The organism is Scandinavium lactucae (genome assembly GCF_033843265.1).
Lineage (GTDB): Bacteria > Pseudomonadota > Gammaproteobacteria > Enterobacterales > Enterobacteriaceae > Scandinavium > Scandinavium lactucae.
Map to the genome: position 1 here is coordinate 69,452 of NZ_JAWXRD010000039.1, position 14,480 is coordinate 83,931.

Here is a 14,480-nt window from a genome sequence, read left to right on the forward strand (position 1 = left end):
TATGGCTTATCAATCGCAAGATATTATCCGTCGTTCCGCGACTAACGGTTTCACTCCCGCGCCTCAGGCGCGGAATCACCAACAGGAAGTGGCGAAGCTCATCGACGTGACCACCTGTATCGGCTGTAAAGCCTGTCAGGTGGCGTGTTCAGAGTGGAACGACATCCGTGATGAAATCGGTCACAACGTCGGGGTGTACGACAACCCGGCCGATTTGACCGCCAAATCATGGACGGTGATGCGTTTTTCGGAAGTGGAACAGAACGACAAACTGGAGTGGCTTATCCGTAAGGATGGCTGTATGCACTGCGCCGATCCGGGCTGCCTGAAAGCATGTCCTGCAGAAGGGGCTATCATTCAGTATGCCAACGGCATAGTCGACTTCCAGTCTGAGCAGTGCATCGGCTGCGGTTACTGCATCGCGGGCTGCCCGTTCGATGTACCGCGCATGAACCCGGAAGACAACCGCGTCTACAAATGTACGCTGTGCGTCGACCGTGTCACCGTGGGTCAGGAGCCAGCCTGTGTGAAAACGTGCCCAACCGGTGCTATCCACTTTGGCTCTAAAGAGGATATGAAAGTGCTGGCGGGCGAGCGTGTCACCGAGCTGAAAACGCGCGGCTATGACAATGCGGGTCTTTACGATCCGGCTGGCGTCGGCGGGACGCACGTGATGTACGTCCTGCATCATGCCGACAAGCCGAATCTGTATCACGGCCTGCCAGAGAATCCGGAAATCAGCCAGACCGTTAAGTTCTGGAAAGGCATCTGGAAACCGCTCGCGGCGGTCGGCTTTGCGGCAACCTTCGCGGCCAGTATCTTCCACTATGTGGGCGTCGGTCCAAACCGCGCTGACGAGGAAGAGGACAATCTGCATGAAGAGAAAGACGAGGTGCGCAAATGAAACGTCGTGACACCATCGTGCGCTACACCGCACCGGAACGCATCAACCACTGGGTCACCGCCTTCTGCTTCATTCTGGCGGCGGTGAGCGGGCTGGGCTTTTTCTTCCCGTCCTTTAACTGGCTGATGCACATCCTTGGCACGCCGCAGCTGGCGCGTATTCTGCACCCGTTCGTCGGGGTGGTGATGTTCGCGTCGTTTATCATCATGTTCTTCCGCTACTGGCACCATAACCTGATCAATCGGGACGATATCTTCTGGGCGAAGAATATTCGTAAGATTGTCGTTAACGAGGAAGTGGGCGATACCGGGCGCTATAATTTCGGTCAGAAGTGCGTGTTCTGGGCGGCTATTATCTTCCTGGTACTGCTGCTCGTGAGCGGGGTCATCATCTGGCGGCCATACTTTGCCCCCGCGTTCCCGATCCCGATTATCCGCGTCGCGCTGATGCTGCATTCATTTGCCGCGGTGGCGTTAATTGTGGTTATCATGGTGCATATCTACGCCGCCCTTTGGGTTAAAGGCACCATTACCGCGATGGTGGAAGGCTGGGTCACCAGCGCATGGGCGAAAAAACATCACCCGCGCTGGTACCGAGAAGTCCGCCAGAAACAGGAAAAATCGACTGAATGAGTATTCGCATAATCCCACAAGATGAACTGGGGAGTAGCGAGAAACGCACGGCGGAAAGCATTCCGCCGTTATTATTCCCGCGACTGAAAAACCTCTATCACCGCAGAGCGGAACGCCTGCTACAACTGGCGCAGGAAAACCCGCTCGGCGATTACCTGCGCTTTGCGGCGCTGATAGCCCACGCGCAGGAAGTGGTGCTGTACGACCATCCGCTGCAAATGGACCTCACCGCGCGCATTAAAGAAGCCGCAGCGCAGGGCAAACCACCGCTGGATATCCACGCCCTGCCGCGCGATAAACACTGGCAGAAGCTGCTGCAGTCGATGATTGCCGAGCTGAAACCGGAAATGAGCGGCCCGGCGCTGGCGGTTATCGAGAATCTCGAAAAAGCGTCAGACACTGAGCTGGAAGAGATGGCATCGGCGCTGTTCGCGTCAGATTTTGCCTCCGTCAGCAGCGATAAAGCCCCGTTCATCTGGGCGGCGCTGTCACTATACTGGGCGCAAATGGCGAACCTTATTCCGGGGAAAGCCCGTGCGGAATACGGCGAACATCGTCAGTTCTGCCCGGTGTGCGGTTCGATGCCGGTATCCAGCGTGGTTCAGATTGGCACCACACAGGGGCTGCGTTATCTGCACTGCAACCTGTGTGAGTCCGAGTGGCATGTAGTACGCGTGAAGTGCAGCAACTGCGAGCAGAGCCGTGATTTGCACTACTGGTCGCTGGATAACGAGCAGGCCTCGGTGAAAGCCGAAAGCTGTGGCGACTGCGGGACCTACCTTAAAATCCTGTATCAGGAAAAGGACCCGAACGTCGAGCCGGTGGCCGATGACCTCGCCTCGCTGGTGCTGGATGCACGCATGGAACAAGAGGGCTTTGCCCGCAGCTCCATCAACCCGTTCCTGTTCCCGGGCGAAGGGGAGTAATCCCTGTTCTGATGACCGGGTGCGAGAGCGCCCGGTTTATTGCGCCAGCGCCGAAATGACGTTGAGCGGATCGTTGGCTATCGCACGTAGCAGCGCTTTTGCCGGGCCTGTTGGCGAACGCCGCCCTTGCTCCCAGTTACGCAGCGTATCTACGCTGACAGAAATCAAATCCGCAAACCGCGTCTGAGAGAGTCCAGACGACTGTCGTATTTCTTTGATTTTCATTGCGTCTATTTCAAAGACGCGGGAAGGTTTCCGTTCACCTTTCGCTATCTCATTCATCTCTGACATGCTTTGCGTTAAGCGTTCAAAGAGAGCCTTGTCCATTTACCACCTCTGGTTGAGTTTACGTAGCAGGGTTTTCTCCTGCGGCGAAAGGTCGTCTTTCAGGCCTTTACGGTAGATAAGCAACAGTCTGATTTGCGCAGCTGTTCTCCTATAGAAATAAATGACCCGCACGCCGCCGCTTTTCCCCTTTCCATTCGACATCCAACGAACTTTTCGCAACCCACCGGTATCGGGGATCACGTCCCCTGAATCCGGCGTTAGGGCGAGGAAACACTGAAACTGCCTGTAGTCTTCTTCCGTTAGCAGCCTCATCACATCTTCAGTAAAAAAACGTGTCTCGATGAAGATCATAAATATACGCCATTGGCTTAGAGTAGCAGAATACAATAGTACGTCAATGACGTACCCGTAAGGTTTGCTACGCTATCGCGAAAAGGATGGTATTGCTTGCTAATTAGCAGGGAAAATAAGGACGTTTTTACATTTTTGCGCGCAGCTTTCCAGAATCCGGACACGACGGAAAATGACAGTTTTCAAATAGCCCTCCCCGGGTTATAACACTGGATATAAGTACAGCGGAATGGATGTCAAATGACACTGGAAGCAGGTATTGCCGAGTTGGTAGAGGACTTTATTGCAGCAGGCAGACCCTCGTCCAGAATGCAGAACATCGAAGAACGGAGAGCCGGCGATGTAGCCAGCACCGTGCTGGCCGGGGACAGGGAAATGCGAGTCCAGACGCGCACTTTGGAAGGCGAAGGGATTCGTTTTTGGATAGTCTCACCTTTGCAATCCAGTGGCCCGGCGTATCGGCACGCTGGGCCAGACGTGAGGATTACTCCTCCTCGTTACCGCCCTCTTCCAGCGGTCCGAAAGGTTTAGCGGGGAGAACAATGTAGATACCTTCAAAAATCGCGCCGGAGGTGTCGTCGCCGAACAGTTCAACCTGCATCTGCACACGGGCTTTGCGTCCGCGCGCCAGACGGTCGAGATCGCCGCTGAGAGAACCGAGGTCAGCAATCGCGCTCGGTTTGCCGCTGATGGGCTTGCTGTAACGAATATGGGCATCGGCAAGAATGATGGTGCCGCCAAGATGGCGTTCACGCAGCATCAGCCAGATCAGGCCCCAGCCGGTCAAGGTGGCGAGAGAAAACAGACTCCCGGCAAACAGCGTATTGTGCGGATTCTGGTTGCCGATTTCCGGCATGGTAGTGATGAATTTCTGCCCAGTGTACTGCTGAATGCGCACCCCCATTTTCTCACTCAGCGGGATGTGCTCGTACCACGCCTGCTGTAGCTGTCCGCACCAGTCGCCGCGGTGCAGAATATCATCCAGTGTCGCTACCGGTTTAATCATCAGGAAATGACGCACCGGCGTGGTCTGTGGGGTGGTGATTTCGCCCTGGTTCACAAAGCCCAGCTTGGCAAAAAACTCAACGGCATCTTCCCGGGCGCTACAGGTGACGCGCTTGACGCCTTCCTGACGGGCCACGGATTCCAGCGTCATAGCCATCAGCGTGCCAAGGCCTTTGTCCTGTACCGCAGGGTCAACCGCCATAAAGCGAATCGACGCTTCGTAATCGCCGTTTATATACAGGCGACCCACCGCCACCAGATTACCCGCTTCGTCGACGACCATCTGATGATGCGCCATCGCATCCCAGGCGTCTCGCTCAGAACCTTGCGGCTGATGCAGCGGTTTACGCAGCATCTCCCAGCGAAACTGGTAATAACGCGCTAATTCTTCTTCCGTTTGCGGTACTCGAAGGTGATACATAGCGGAGCTCTCTTTTGTAGACCGTGCCAAACCCGCTTGCAGACTCATACCTGCAACCAGAATGTCACGGGACCGTCATTGACCAATGATACCTGCATATCGGCGGCAAAACGCCCGGTCTGGGTGTTGATTTCCTGCTGGCGACAGCGCTCAACAAAATACGCGTATAATGCTTCCGCCCGATCGGGAGCTGCCCCCCGGGAGAAACCCGGACGCATGCCGCGCTCGGTATCGGCCGCCAACGTAAACTGCGATACCACCAGCACGCTACCACCCGCTTGCTGTACGTTAAGGTTCATTTTGCCTTCGGCATCGCTAAAAATTCGATATCCCAGAACGCGTTCGCACAGACGATTCGCTTTCTGCTCGTCATCATCCTTTTCGACACCCAATAAAACCAAAAGTCCCGGACCAATTTCCCCCGTCACCTCATTTTCTACGGTCACGCTGGCTCGGGTTACACGCTGAATTAATGCAATCATGGCTGTTCGTCTTCTTCCTGGCTGGCGGCGATTTTAAGTCTTCGGTATTCCCCGAGAGTGACAGTTATTTCTGCGCCAAGCAAGACGATGCACCAGGTCCAGTAGACCCAGACAAACAGAATTGGGATGACCGAAAGTACGCCATAAATCAGCTGATAAGACGGGAAAGTGGTGATGTAGAGGGCAAACGCTTTTTTGCCAAGCTCATACAGCAGCGCCGCCACCAGTGCGCCAACAATCGCATCGCGATTCATCACGCGGGTGGTGGGCACGATGCTGTAGAGCATCCAGAAGGAGATCCAGGAAAGCAGCAACGGAAAGAGGCGCAGGCCGTTATCTATCACGCCGTTAAGCTCACTCGCCCAGCGCAGTGAAAGCAGGTAGGAACTGATGACCAGACTCGCCCCGGCCAGCAGCGGCCCAAGGGTCAAGATCATCCAGTACACTGCGAATGAGTAGATTTTAGGCCTGACGCGCTTGCTGCGCCAGATGGTATTCAGCGCACTATCGATGGCATACATCAGCAACAGCGCGGTCACGATAAGCCCACAGGCACCGACCGCCGTCATTTTGCTGGAGTTCGCGACAAACTGCTCGATGTAACGCTGGATAACATCCCCCGTCGCCGGCAGGAAATTAGCAAAGACAAATTGTCGCAGCGTGATGCTGACGTCGGAAAACATCGGAAAAGCGGCGAAAAGCGCAAAAATGACCGCAACCAGCGGCACCAGGGAGAGTAACGACACATAGGCCAGGTTCCCGGCCAGTGTCGTCATATTATCTTCATCAATACGTCGCCAGAGTAACTTAAGCCAGGCCACCAGCGACCTGCTGTGATGGGAGACTTTTTGATGAACGTTTTTTAGCATAGTTATTTCGCAAAATACTGAGGAATGGTCTCTTTGCCGGTCACCAGAATGCTGGTGATGCCCAGCCGATGGGCTCCCTCTATATTATCGACGTTATCGTCGAAAAAGACGGTATCTGCGGCGGAAAAACCTTCCGCTTCCAGTACCCGCTGATAGATACGCGCTTCGGGTTTACGCATCCCCATCTCCTGAGAGAGATAGATGTTGTCCGCCGCGCCGCGGACTTCAGGATATTCATCCGGCCAGAAGGTGGTGTGCAGCCGGTTGGTATTTGACAGGACCACCACCCGATGACCCTGCTCGCGCAACTGACGCATAATGGCAATCACTTCCGGGCGCAGACCAACGAATATCGCCTGCCAGCCGTGGGAAAACTGCTCATAGCTCAGTGACAATTCCATTTCATGGCATAGCGCCTCAGCAAAAGCCTCATCGCTGATTTCGCCGCGCTCATGCTGATGGAATGCTTCCCCCATGACGAATTTTTGCTTCAGCGTAGCCAGCGGGACACGGCTGAAATCACTCCACGCGCCGAACACCCGGTTGAAGTCAATGTCGACAATCACATTACCTAAATCAAAGATATAGAGCATGATCCTCTCCTTTTGCGTCATGGAAAAATAACTGTAGCGGGAAAGGCGGGGTTTGACTATAGCGCTCACGGGCAGGACGAGAAATCAGGGGCTATCATTTCCACCCGCACAGGCTTTAACCACTTCGACCTGATGGGTTTTGAGGATTTGACGCAGTGAGGCACCCGGTTCTTCGTCGGTGAACAGCGCCGTCATCTGAGCAAGATTGCCTATCTCAACGGCAGCGGAGGCATGATATTTCGTGTGGTCGGCGGCCAGAAGTAGATGACGGGCGTGAGCCATCATCGTTTGCGCGATGCTGGCTTCGTTGACGTCGAACTCCAACAGCGTGCCATCATTTTCAATAGCGCCGACGCTTGTCACCAGATAATCGGCACGGAATCCAGAGACAAACGCATTGGCGGCCGGACCGATTATTCCGCCGTTATGTGCGCGCAACGTGCCGCCAGGCACCATCACTTCAAAGCGTGGGTTTTTGTAGAGAATGTGCGCCACCCGCAGACTGTTAGTGATAATCCGCAAATGGTTGTGATTCAGCAGCGCCCTGGCAACCTGTTCGACCGTGGTGCCGATGGTGATAAACACCGTTGAGCCATCCGGGATATAGTCGGCAATCGCTTCAGCGATCGCCTTTTTCTCTTCGGTCCATGAGACTTCACGTTGCTCAAAAGCGGTGTTCACCACGCTTGACGCGCGTCCGGCCCCGCCATGATGGCGGGTGATCAGCCCCTGCTCACTCAGCTTGCGGATATCGCGACGAACCGTTTGGGTTGAGACATCCAGCAGTTGCGCCAGCTCATCAATGTTCATGTAGCCGCGATCGGCAATCAAGGTCAGTAACTGGTCGTGGCGTGGGTTACCGGTCAGTTCAGTCAGGCTCATGGGCTGTCCTCTTAATCCCTTCTTTCCTGCATTTTAACCATAAAGCGACAGAAAAGAGCAGGTTTGATCACGATCGGGGATTCCCGCCCGGCCACCGGGTCGGGTACATTTCAACGCGGCAACCGCACTGGCAAAACGTATACCTTCCCTGCCTGCCTCGCCACGGCCCAGACTGAAGGCATAAGCGCCATGGAAAACATCTCCCGCGCCGGTTGTGTCGACCACATTCACCGTAAATCCAGGCTGATGCATCAGGTTTTGATTTTCCAGCCAAAAGCAGCCTTCTGAGCCGTCGGTGACGTATACCTGTCCGTTTGTGAGCATTTTTGATTTTTCTAAGGCAAGCGCGAGACTCTGTTCGCCCGTCATACGTCGTAAGCCTGGAGCCGAAAAGACAGCGTGATCGCTCAACGTCACCAGCTCAGCAATGTCCTGAGGCGTGATATCACCATCCAATATGGTCGTCACGCCAGCCTGACGCGCGAGGGTAAGCGCTTTTTTGGTTCCCTCATGCCAGCGAACATCAGCCAGAACAACATCCCATTGGCTGAAGTCGATGGCGTCCAGCCAGCTGGCATCGGTCATCAGGTCCGGACTCGGATAGTTCACAATGATGCGCTCACCCTGTGCATCCACCACGATGGCGGACTGCGACGAGCGGGCCTGAGTAAAACGTTGGGTATAACGCGTACTTACGCCGAATGACTCCAGTTCGTGCAGCAGGCTGATACCGATGTCGTCATCCCCTACCCGGCCAATAAAATCGACCTGCGCACCCAGCCTCGCCGCAGCCACTGCCGCTGTAGCCGCAGGCCCACCGCCAACTTCACGGTAATTATTCGCTACATATTTTCCCCCTTCGGTGGGTAAATCACCCACGGAGTAGATCCTGTCCATCACGGCTATCCCGACACAAGCAATGCGAATCATGGTTATTCCTCAGCGTTAAAAAACCTGCGGCCATTTTAATTTCACCAATTGTTTAAAAAGTGACGGCTGTCAATTTTTTGACCATAAATTACAAATACGATCAAAAACAGACAACACAAACGCGCAAACATTGACAAAAAATGACACCAGCAGGAGAACAGTATGTCGGTCATCGCATTTATCGGGTTAGGACAAATGGGCGCGCCAATGGCGAGCAATCTGCTTAAACAGGGACATTCGCTACGTGTCTACGATGTGGATCCGCAAGCCGTAAACGCACTGGAGGAAAAAGGCGCAGTCGCAACATCATCGCCTGCACACGCCGCTAAGGATGCCGAATTTGTCATTACCATGCTGCCAAATGGCGAGGTGGTTAACGCCGTTTTATTCGGTAGCAACGGCGTTTGCGAAACGCTCTCCTCTGATGCGCTGGTCATTGATATGTCCACCATCCACCCACTGCAAACAGACCGCCTGATGGCACAAATGCGCCAACGCGGTTTTAGCATGATGGATGTGCCGGTCGGCCGCACCTCCGATAACGCCATTTCCGGCACGCTGCTTTTGCTGGCGGGGGGAACCGAACAGCAGGTGAAACGCGCGACGCCAGTTCTCATGGCGATGGGCAGCGAGCTGATTAACGCCGGCGGGCCGGGGATGGGCATCCGTGTGAAGCTGATTAACAACTACATGAGCATCGCGCTCAATGCGCTGTCCGCCGAGGCCGCAACGCTGTGCGAAGCCCTTGGGCTTGACCTCCAGGTGGCGTTAAACGTGATGAGCGGCACCGCAGCCGGTAAAGGCCATTTCACTACCACCTGGCCCAACAAGGTGCTGAAAGGTGACCTTTCTCCGGCCTTCATGATCGATCTTGCCCACAAAGACCTGGGTATCGCCCTCGACGTAGCCAACCAACTGCATGTGCCGATGCCGCTCGGGGCGGCTTCACGAGAAGTCTACAGCCAGGCGCGCGCCGCCGGACGCGGTCGCGAAGACTGGTCAGCCATTCTCGAGCAGGTACGGACCAGCGCCGGACTTCGCCATCCACTTTCACGTATCAACAAGGAATGATGTTATGACGCAGTACACCCTGAAAGATCTCACCCGACCCTCCGGCGGCTTTGCCATGCTGGCGGTCGATCAGCGTGAAGCCATGCGCTTTATGTTCTCTGCCGCAGGCGTTAAAGGGCCCGTGACCGACCAACAGCTTACGGATTTCAAAGTGAGCGCCGCTAAAACGCTGTCGCCGTTTGCCTCTGCAATTCTGGTCGATCAGCAATTTTGCTATCGCCAGGTTGTCGAGCAACAAGCCGTGGATAAACGCTGCGCGACGATCGTTGCCGCTGACAAGTTTATCCCCGGAAACGGTATTCCGGTCGATAGCGTGATTATCGATAAAAGCATCGACCCCCAGGCCGTCAAACGCGACGGCGCGAAAGCGCTAAAGCTGTTGGTGCTGTGGCGCAGTGATGAAGACCCGCAGCAGCGCCTGCAAATGGTCGATGAGTTTAACCGGCTCTGCCATCAAAACGGTCTGCTGAGCATTATCGAACCGGTGGTTCGTCCGCCGCGCTGTGGCGATAAATTCGACCGTGAACAGGCCATTCTTGATGCGGCTAAAGAGCTCGGCAACAGCGGGGCTGACCTCTACAAAGTGGAGATGCCGTTGTACGGCAAAGGTTCACAGCAGGAATTGCTGGTCGCCGCTCAGAAGCTGAATGAGCAGATACCTATTCCGTGGGTGATCCTCTCTTCCGGTGTCGATGAAAAACTGTTCCCGCGCGCCGTGCGCATTGCCATGCAGGCTGGCGCGTCTGGCTTTCTGGCAGGCCGGGCTGTCTGGGCTTCCGTCGTAGGTTTGCCAGATACCGGGCTGATGCTGAGCGATGTCTGCGCCCCGAAACTGCAACGTTTAGGCGAAATCGTCGATGAGATGATGGCTCGCCGCTAATAAAAGGACTCTCCGATGAAATGGTTTAACACCCTGAGCCACAACCGGTGGCTTGAGCAGGAAACGGATCGCATTTTTGATTTTGGCAAGAACGCCGCGGTGCCTACGGGTTTTGGCTGGTTGGGCAATAACGGTCAGGTCAGAACGGATATGGGCACCCATCTGTGGATAACCGCCCGGATGTTGCACACCTATTCTGTTGCCGCAGGTATGGGCCGTCCGGGGGCGTACGCGTTGGTCGAGCACGGTATTAACGCCCTGAACGGGGCTTTGCGGGATAAAAAATACGGTGGCTGGTATGCCTGCGTTAACGACGAAGGCGTGGTCGATGCATCCAAACAGGGCTATCAGCATTTCTTCGTACTGTTAGGCGCAGCCAGCGCGGTCACCACCGGCCACCCTGCCGCTCGCCCGCTACTTGATGAGGCTATCAACGTCATTGAGAAATATTTCTGGAGCGAAGAAGAACAGATGTGTCTGGAATCCTGGGACGAAGCTTTCAGCCAAACCGAGGATTACCGTGGCGGCAACGCCAATATGCATGCCGTTGAAGCCTTCCTGATTGTTTATGACGTGACCCACGACCGCAAATGGCTTGACCGCGCGCTGCGTGTGGCATCGGTGATCATTCACGACGTCGCGCGCAAAGGCGAGTACCGCGTCAATGAACACTTCGACGCAAACTGGAACCCTATCCGCGATTACAACCAGGACAACCCGGCGCACCGCTTCCGCGCTTACGGCGGAACACCAGGACACTGGATCGAGTGGGGTCGCCTGATGCTGCATCTGCGTGCAGCACTGGAAGCGCGTTTTGAAACCCCGCCAACGTGGCTGCTGGAAGATGCGAAAGGATTATTCCACGCCACTATTCGCGACGCCTGGGCACCGGATGGCGCTGACGGCATTGTTTACACCGTCGACTGGAACGGTAACCCGATCGTGCGGGAACGCGTGCGCTGGCCGATCGTGGAAGCCATGGGCACTGCGTATGCGCTTTATACCGTCACCGGCGATCCGCAATACGAAGCCTGGTATCAGACCTGGTGGGAGTACTGCATTAAATACCTGATGGATTACGAAAACGGTTCCTGGTGGCAAGAGCTGGATACCAACAATGAAGTCACCACCAAAGTCTGGGACGGGAAGCAGGATATCTATCATCTGCTGCACTGCCTGGTGATCCCGCGCCTGCCGCTGGCACCGGGCCTTGCGCCTGCGGTCGCGGCTGGGTTGCTCGACAGCCTCGCAAAATAACCACCCTGCACACTGCGCGAGGGATAAAGCATGCATAAAAGCGGCACCACCATAGAGCTGAAGGCCGGTGATTACCGGGCGCAAATCGTCACCGTGGGGGCAGGACTTGCCTCTCTGACACACCGCGGTCGTCACATTGTGATCCCTCATTCTCCGGAAGAGATGCCGCTGGCGCATCTGGGGAAAGTGCTTATCCCCTGGCCGAATCGCATCGCCAACGGCCGCTATCGATTCAACGGGGAAATGTTCACCCCTGCCGTGAACGATAGCGTCGGGAACGCGGCGATTCATGGGCTACTGGCATGGCAAAACTGGCAAATAGTCGACCAGTCCGACATCCAGGTTACGCTGTCGGCGTTTTTACCCCCGACCTACGGTTACCCTTTTATGCTTGCCGCCGAGATGACGTATCGGCTGGACGACGTTACGGGCCTGAGCGCCTGTATCCTCAGCGAAAATATCGGTGATGTTACTGCGCCGTATGGCGCAGGCGTTCACCCTTACCTGACCTGCAATCTGCAACGGGTCGATGAGTGCGAACTGGAATTGCCAACCAATACGATTTTTAGCGTTGGGGAATTAACCCAAGATCCACTCCTCGATTTTCTGACCCGGCGCAAAATCGGCACCACGCAAATCGACCACACCTTTCGCCTGCCAGAACACGTTAGTCCGTGGGCAGTGAGATTAACCCATTCTCCATCGGCAATGTCCGTCTGGCTCCGCGCCAGTCAACCCTGGATACAGATTTATACGGGCGAAAAATTGGCGCGCACGGGTCTGGCCGCAGAACCCATGAGCTGCCCGCCGGACGCCTTTAATTCGGGCATCGATCTTGTGCTGCTCAACCCCGGTGACACCCACCAGCTGTGCTTTAGCCTGGGTGGCGAATAAAAAAAACAATAACCAACACTTACCCTACAACGGAGATCATCATGGCTTCGCAATACCCTGAACTTAAGATGATTACGCTCGATGACGGCTTTGCGCTGTCATTTCAGGAACGCCTGATCCTACGCCATACTCGCCACGCCCCGTGTCTGTGGATGGGTACCGGCACGGCTGATATTGAGATGTTCCGCGGCAACTTCAGTATTAAAGACAGACTCGACGAGAAGATTGCCCTCACCGACGTAAACGTGATGCAACAGCCATCCGGCTGGACGCTTCACTTTTCGCGCGGCGATACCGCTCACGCTATCCTGGATATCAGCCGCGATGATAACGGCTGCCTGTCATTGAAACTGCATAATGAACATCCCGGCCATAACCGTATCTGGCTGCGGCTCGCGGCCATGCCTGCCGATCATATCTACGGCTGCGGCGAGCAATTTTCTTATTTCGATCTGCGCGGCAAACCGTTCCCACTGTGGACCAGCGAACAGGGTGTCGGGCGCAATAAGAGCAGCTATGTCACCTGGCTGGCGGACTGCAAAGAAAATGCCGGGGGAGACTACTACTGGACATTTTTCCCGCAACCGACCTTTGTCAGCAGCCAGAAGTACTACTGCCACGTTGAGAACAGCGGCTACATGAATTTTGATTTCAGCGATGCCGATTTTCACGAACTGGCATTCTGGGAAGATAACGCGACCCTACGCATCGAATGCGCAGCCACCTACATCAGTCTGCTGGAAAAACTGACAGCCCGGCTCGGACGACAGCCGGAACTGCCAGATTGGGTATATGACGGCGTGACGCTCGGCGTTCAGGGCGGAACGGACGTTTGCCAGCACAAGCTGGATACTCTGCGCCAGGGCGGGGTAAAGGTAAACGGCCTCTGGGCGCAGGACTGGTCGGGTATTCGGATGACCTCGTTTGGCAAGCGCGTGATGTGGAACTGGGAATGGAACAGCGAGCTTTATCCGCAGCTTGATGAACGTATTGCCCAATGGAAGCAGGAAGGCGTGCAGTTTCTCAGCTACATCAACCCTTATCTCGCCAGCGACAAAGCGTTATGCGAAGAGGCAGCCAGACGCGGCTATCTGACCAAAGATGCGCAGGGAAAGGATTATCATGTTGAGTTCGGCGAGTTCTACGCCGGGGTTATCGACCTGACCAACCCGGAAGCCTACGACTGGTATAAGGCACTCATTAAAAAGAATCTTATCGATCTTGGGTGCAGCGGCTGGATGGCTGACTTTGGCGAGTACTTGCCGACCGATACCTTCCTGCATAACGGCGTAAGCGCAGAAATCATGCACAACGCCTGGCCTGCACTGTGGGCAAAGTGCAATTACCAGGCGCTGGAAGAGACCGGTAAGCTGGGCGAAGCCCTGTTCTTTATGCGCGCCGGTTATACCGGGAGTCAGAAGTATTCATTGATGATGTGGGCAGGCGATCAGAACGTTGACTGGAGTCTGGACGACGGCCTCGCTTCGGTAATCCCCGCCGCGCTTTCTCTGGCAATGAGCGGGCATGGCCTGCATCACAGCGATATCGGCGGCTATACCACCCTGTTTGAGATGAAACGCAGTAAAGAACTGCTGCTGCGCTGGTGTGATTTCAGCGCCTTTACCCCGATGATGCGCACCCATGAGGGCAACCGTCCAGGTGATAACTGGCAGTTTGACAGCGACGCCGAAACCATCGCCCACTTCGCGCGCATGACCACCGTGTTTACCACCCTGAAACCCTATATCAAACAGGCCGTTGCCCAAAATGCCCAGCGCGGCCTGCCGGTGATGCGGCCTTTATTCCTGCATTACGAAAACGACGCTCATACCTACGACCTGAAGTATCAGTATCTGTTTGGCCGCGATTTGCTGGTGGCACCCGTTTATGAGCAGGGTCGCAGCGACTGGACGCTGTATCTGCCGCAGGACGCGTGGATCAATGCCTGGACGGGTGAATCCCACAGTGGTGGCGAGAACGTTACCGTTGCGGCACCGCTCGGTCAGCCCCCGGTCTTTTATCGGGCTAACAGTGAATGGCAGCCGTTGTTTGCCTCACTGCGCCAGATTGCAGTGCAGTGACACAAGGAGACATC

The 14,480-nt window shown here is 55.4% G+C and carries 16 protein-coding genes; 8 read left to right on the forward strand and 8 right to left on the reverse strand.

Annotated elements, in window-relative coordinates; genetic code table 11:
- The first annotated feature begins 1 nt into the window (after nt 1).
- The 3 genes from fdxH to fdhE are packed head-to-tail and all read left to right on the forward strand — an operon-like array spanning nt 2 to nt 2,462.
- Entirely contained in the window at nt 2-904 is a 903-nt protein-coding gene (gene fdxH, locus SIK69_RS17460) for a formate dehydrogenase subunit beta (RefSeq protein WP_319629608.1), read from the forward strand.
- Nucleotides 901-1,536 carry a formate dehydrogenase cytochrome b556 subunit gene (gene fdoI, locus SIK69_RS17465; protein WP_319629609.1) on the forward strand — a complete coding sequence of 212 codons (636 nt, stop codon included), beginning with the start codon at nt 901-903 and terminating at the stop codon, nt 1,534-1,536. Before fdxH ends, fdoI begins: the two co-directional genes overlap by 4 nt.
- On the forward strand, nt 1,533-2,462 hold the full coding sequence (fdhE, locus tag SIK69_RS17470) for a formate dehydrogenase accessory protein FdhE (RefSeq protein ID WP_319629610.1): 930 nt from the start codon (nt 1,533-1,535) through the stop codon (nt 2,460-2,462). Before fdoI ends, fdhE begins: the two co-directional genes overlap by 4 nt.
- Before the next feature lie 36 nt (nt 2,463-2,498).
- On the opposite strand, the gene nadS is transcribed toward fdhE, so the two are convergent.
- The 8 genes from nadS to SIK69_RS17515 form a co-directional block, all read right to left on the reverse strand.
- Nucleotides 2,499-2,789 carry a NadS family protein gene (gene nadS, locus SIK69_RS17475; RefSeq protein WP_319629611.1) on the reverse strand — a complete coding sequence of 97 codons (291 nt, stop codon included), beginning with the start codon at nt 2,787-2,789 and terminating at the stop codon, nt 2,499-2,501.
- Nucleotides 2,790-3,101, reverse strand: a complete 312-nt coding sequence (locus SIK69_RS17480) for a type II toxin-antitoxin system RelE/ParE family toxin (RefSeq protein WP_319786652.1) — start codon at nt 3,099-3,101, stop codon at nt 2,790-2,792. It abuts the gene before it with no gap.
- Nucleotides 3,102-3,585: 484 nt separating this feature from the next.
- Nucleotides 3,586-4,527, reverse strand: coding sequence for a fatty acid biosynthesis protein FabY (gene fabY, locus SIK69_RS17490; RefSeq protein ID WP_319629613.1), 942 nt, complete (start codon nt 4,525-4,527; stop codon nt 3,586-3,588).
- Nucleotides 4,528-4,571: 44 nt separating this feature from the next.
- Complete coding sequence (dtd, locus tag SIK69_RS17495; RefSeq protein WP_319629614.1) at nt 4,572-5,009, reverse strand: D-aminoacyl-tRNA deacylase; 438 nt, start codon at nt 5,007-5,009, stop codon at nt 4,572-4,574.
- Nucleotides 5,006-5,878 (reverse strand): virulence factor BrkB family protein, encoded by an 873-nt coding sequence (locus SIK69_RS17500; protein ID WP_319629615.1) that lies wholly within the window; start codon nt 5,876-5,878, stop codon nt 5,006-5,008. Before SIK69_RS17500 ends, dtd begins: the two co-directional genes overlap by 4 nt.
- A 2-nt stretch (nt 5,879-5,880) precedes the next feature.
- Nucleotides 5,881-6,471, reverse strand: coding sequence for a glucose-1-phosphatase (yihX, locus tag SIK69_RS17505; RefSeq protein ID WP_319629616.1), 591 nt, complete (start codon nt 6,469-6,471; stop codon nt 5,881-5,883).
- Between the two features lie 84 nt (nt 6,472-6,555).
- Entirely contained in the window at nt 6,556-7,353 is a 798-nt protein-coding gene (locus SIK69_RS17510; RefSeq protein WP_319629617.1) for a DeoR/GlpR family DNA-binding transcription regulator, read from the reverse strand.
- A 33-nt stretch (nt 7,354-7,386) separates the two neighbouring features.
- Entirely contained in the window at nt 7,387-8,283 is an 897-nt protein-coding gene (locus SIK69_RS17515) for a sugar kinase (RefSeq protein ID WP_319786653.1), read from the reverse strand.
- 162 nt (nt 8,284-8,445) lie between these two features.
- Here SIK69_RS17515 and yihU point away from each other — a divergent pair, with 162 nt between their 5' ends.
- The 5 genes from yihU to SIK69_RS17540 are packed head-to-tail and all read left to right on the forward strand — an operon-like array spanning nt 8,446 to nt 14,466.
- Nucleotides 8,446-9,354, forward strand: coding sequence for a sulfolactaldehyde 3-reductase (gene yihU, locus SIK69_RS17520; RefSeq protein ID WP_319629619.1), 909 nt, complete (start codon nt 8,446-8,448; stop codon nt 9,352-9,354).
- 4 nt (nt 9,355-9,358) lie between these two features.
- The gene (gene yihT / locus SIK69_RS17525; protein ID WP_319786654.1) at nt 9,359-10,234 is read left to right on the forward strand and encodes a sulfofructosephosphate aldolase; all 876 of its coding nucleotides are present in this window, start codon (nt 9,359-9,361) and stop codon (nt 10,232-10,234) included.
- A 15-nt stretch (nt 10,235-10,249) separates the two neighbouring features.
- A complete protein-coding gene (gene yihS, locus SIK69_RS17530; RefSeq protein WP_319629621.1) occupies nt 10,250-11,491 on the forward strand; it encodes a sulfoquinovose isomerase in 1,242 nt (413 codons plus the stop codon).
- A gap of 30 nt (nt 11,492-11,521) precedes the next feature.
- Nucleotides 11,522-12,385 (forward strand): aldose-1-epimerase, encoded by an 864-nt coding sequence (locus SIK69_RS17535; RefSeq protein ID WP_319786656.1) that lies wholly within the window; start codon nt 11,522-11,524, stop codon nt 12,383-12,385.
- A gap of 41 nt (nt 12,386-12,426) precedes the next feature.
- Nucleotides 12,427-14,466: an alpha-glucosidase gene (locus SIK69_RS17540; RefSeq protein ID WP_319786657.1), complete on the forward strand. Its 2,040-nt coding sequence runs from the start codon at nt 12,427-12,429 to the stop codon at nt 14,464-14,466.
- Nucleotides 14,467-14,480 lie beyond the last annotated feature (14 nt).

Coding starts and splice junctions, on each gene's coding strand:
- dtd (WP_319629614.1), bottom strand. CDS start 5,009: ATGATTGCATTAATTCAGCGTGTAACCCGAGCCAGCGTGACCGTAGAA.
- fdoI (WP_319629609.1), top strand. CDS start 901: ATGAAACGTCGTGACACCATCGTGCGCTACACCGCACCGGAACGCATC.
- SIK69_RS17510 (WP_319629617.1), bottom strand. CDS start 7,353: ATGAGCCTGACTGAACTGACCGGTAACCCACGCCACGACCAGTTACTG.
- SIK69_RS17535 (WP_319786656.1), top strand. CDS start 11,522: ATGCATAAAAGCGGCACCACCATAGAGCTGAAGGCCGGTGATTACCGG.
- yihU (WP_319629619.1), top strand. CDS start 8,446: ATGTCGGTCATCGCATTTATCGGGTTAGGACAAATGGGCGCGCCAATG.
- SIK69_RS17500 (WP_319629615.1), bottom strand. CDS start 5,878: ATGCTAAAAAACGTTCATCAAAAAGTCTCCCATCACAGCAGGTCGCTG.
- SIK69_RS17540 (WP_319786657.1), top strand. CDS start 12,427: ATGGCTTCGCAATACCCTGAACTTAAGATGATTACGCTCGATGACGGC.
- nadS (WP_319629611.1), bottom strand. CDS start 2,789: ATGGACAAGGCTCTCTTTGAACGCTTAACGCAAAGCATGTCAGAGATG.
- yihT (WP_319786654.1), top strand. CDS start 9,359: ATGACGCAGTACACCCTGAAAGATCTCACCCGACCCTCCGGCGGCTTT.
- yihS (WP_319629621.1), top strand. CDS start 10,250: ATGAAATGGTTTAACACCCTGAGCCACAACCGGTGGCTTGAGCAGGAA.
- yihX (WP_319629616.1), bottom strand. CDS start 6,471: ATGCTCTATATCTTTGATTTAGGTAATGTGATTGTCGACATTGACTTC.
- fdxH (WP_319629608.1), top strand. CDS start 2: ATGGCTTATCAATCGCAAGATATTATCCGTCGTTCCGCGACTAACGGT.
- fabY (WP_319629613.1), bottom strand. CDS start 4,527: ATGTATCACCTTCGAGTACCGCAAACGGAAGAAGAATTAGCGCGTTAT.
- SIK69_RS17480 (WP_319786652.1), bottom strand. CDS start 3,101: ATGATCTTCATCGAGACACGTTTTTTTACTGAAGATGTGATGAGGCTG.
- SIK69_RS17515 (WP_319786653.1), bottom strand. CDS start 8,283: ATGATTCGCATTGCTTGTGTCGGGATAGCCGTGATGGACAGGATCTAC.
- fdhE (WP_319629610.1), top strand. CDS start 1,533: ATGAGTATTCGCATAATCCCACAAGATGAACTGGGGAGTAGCGAGAAA.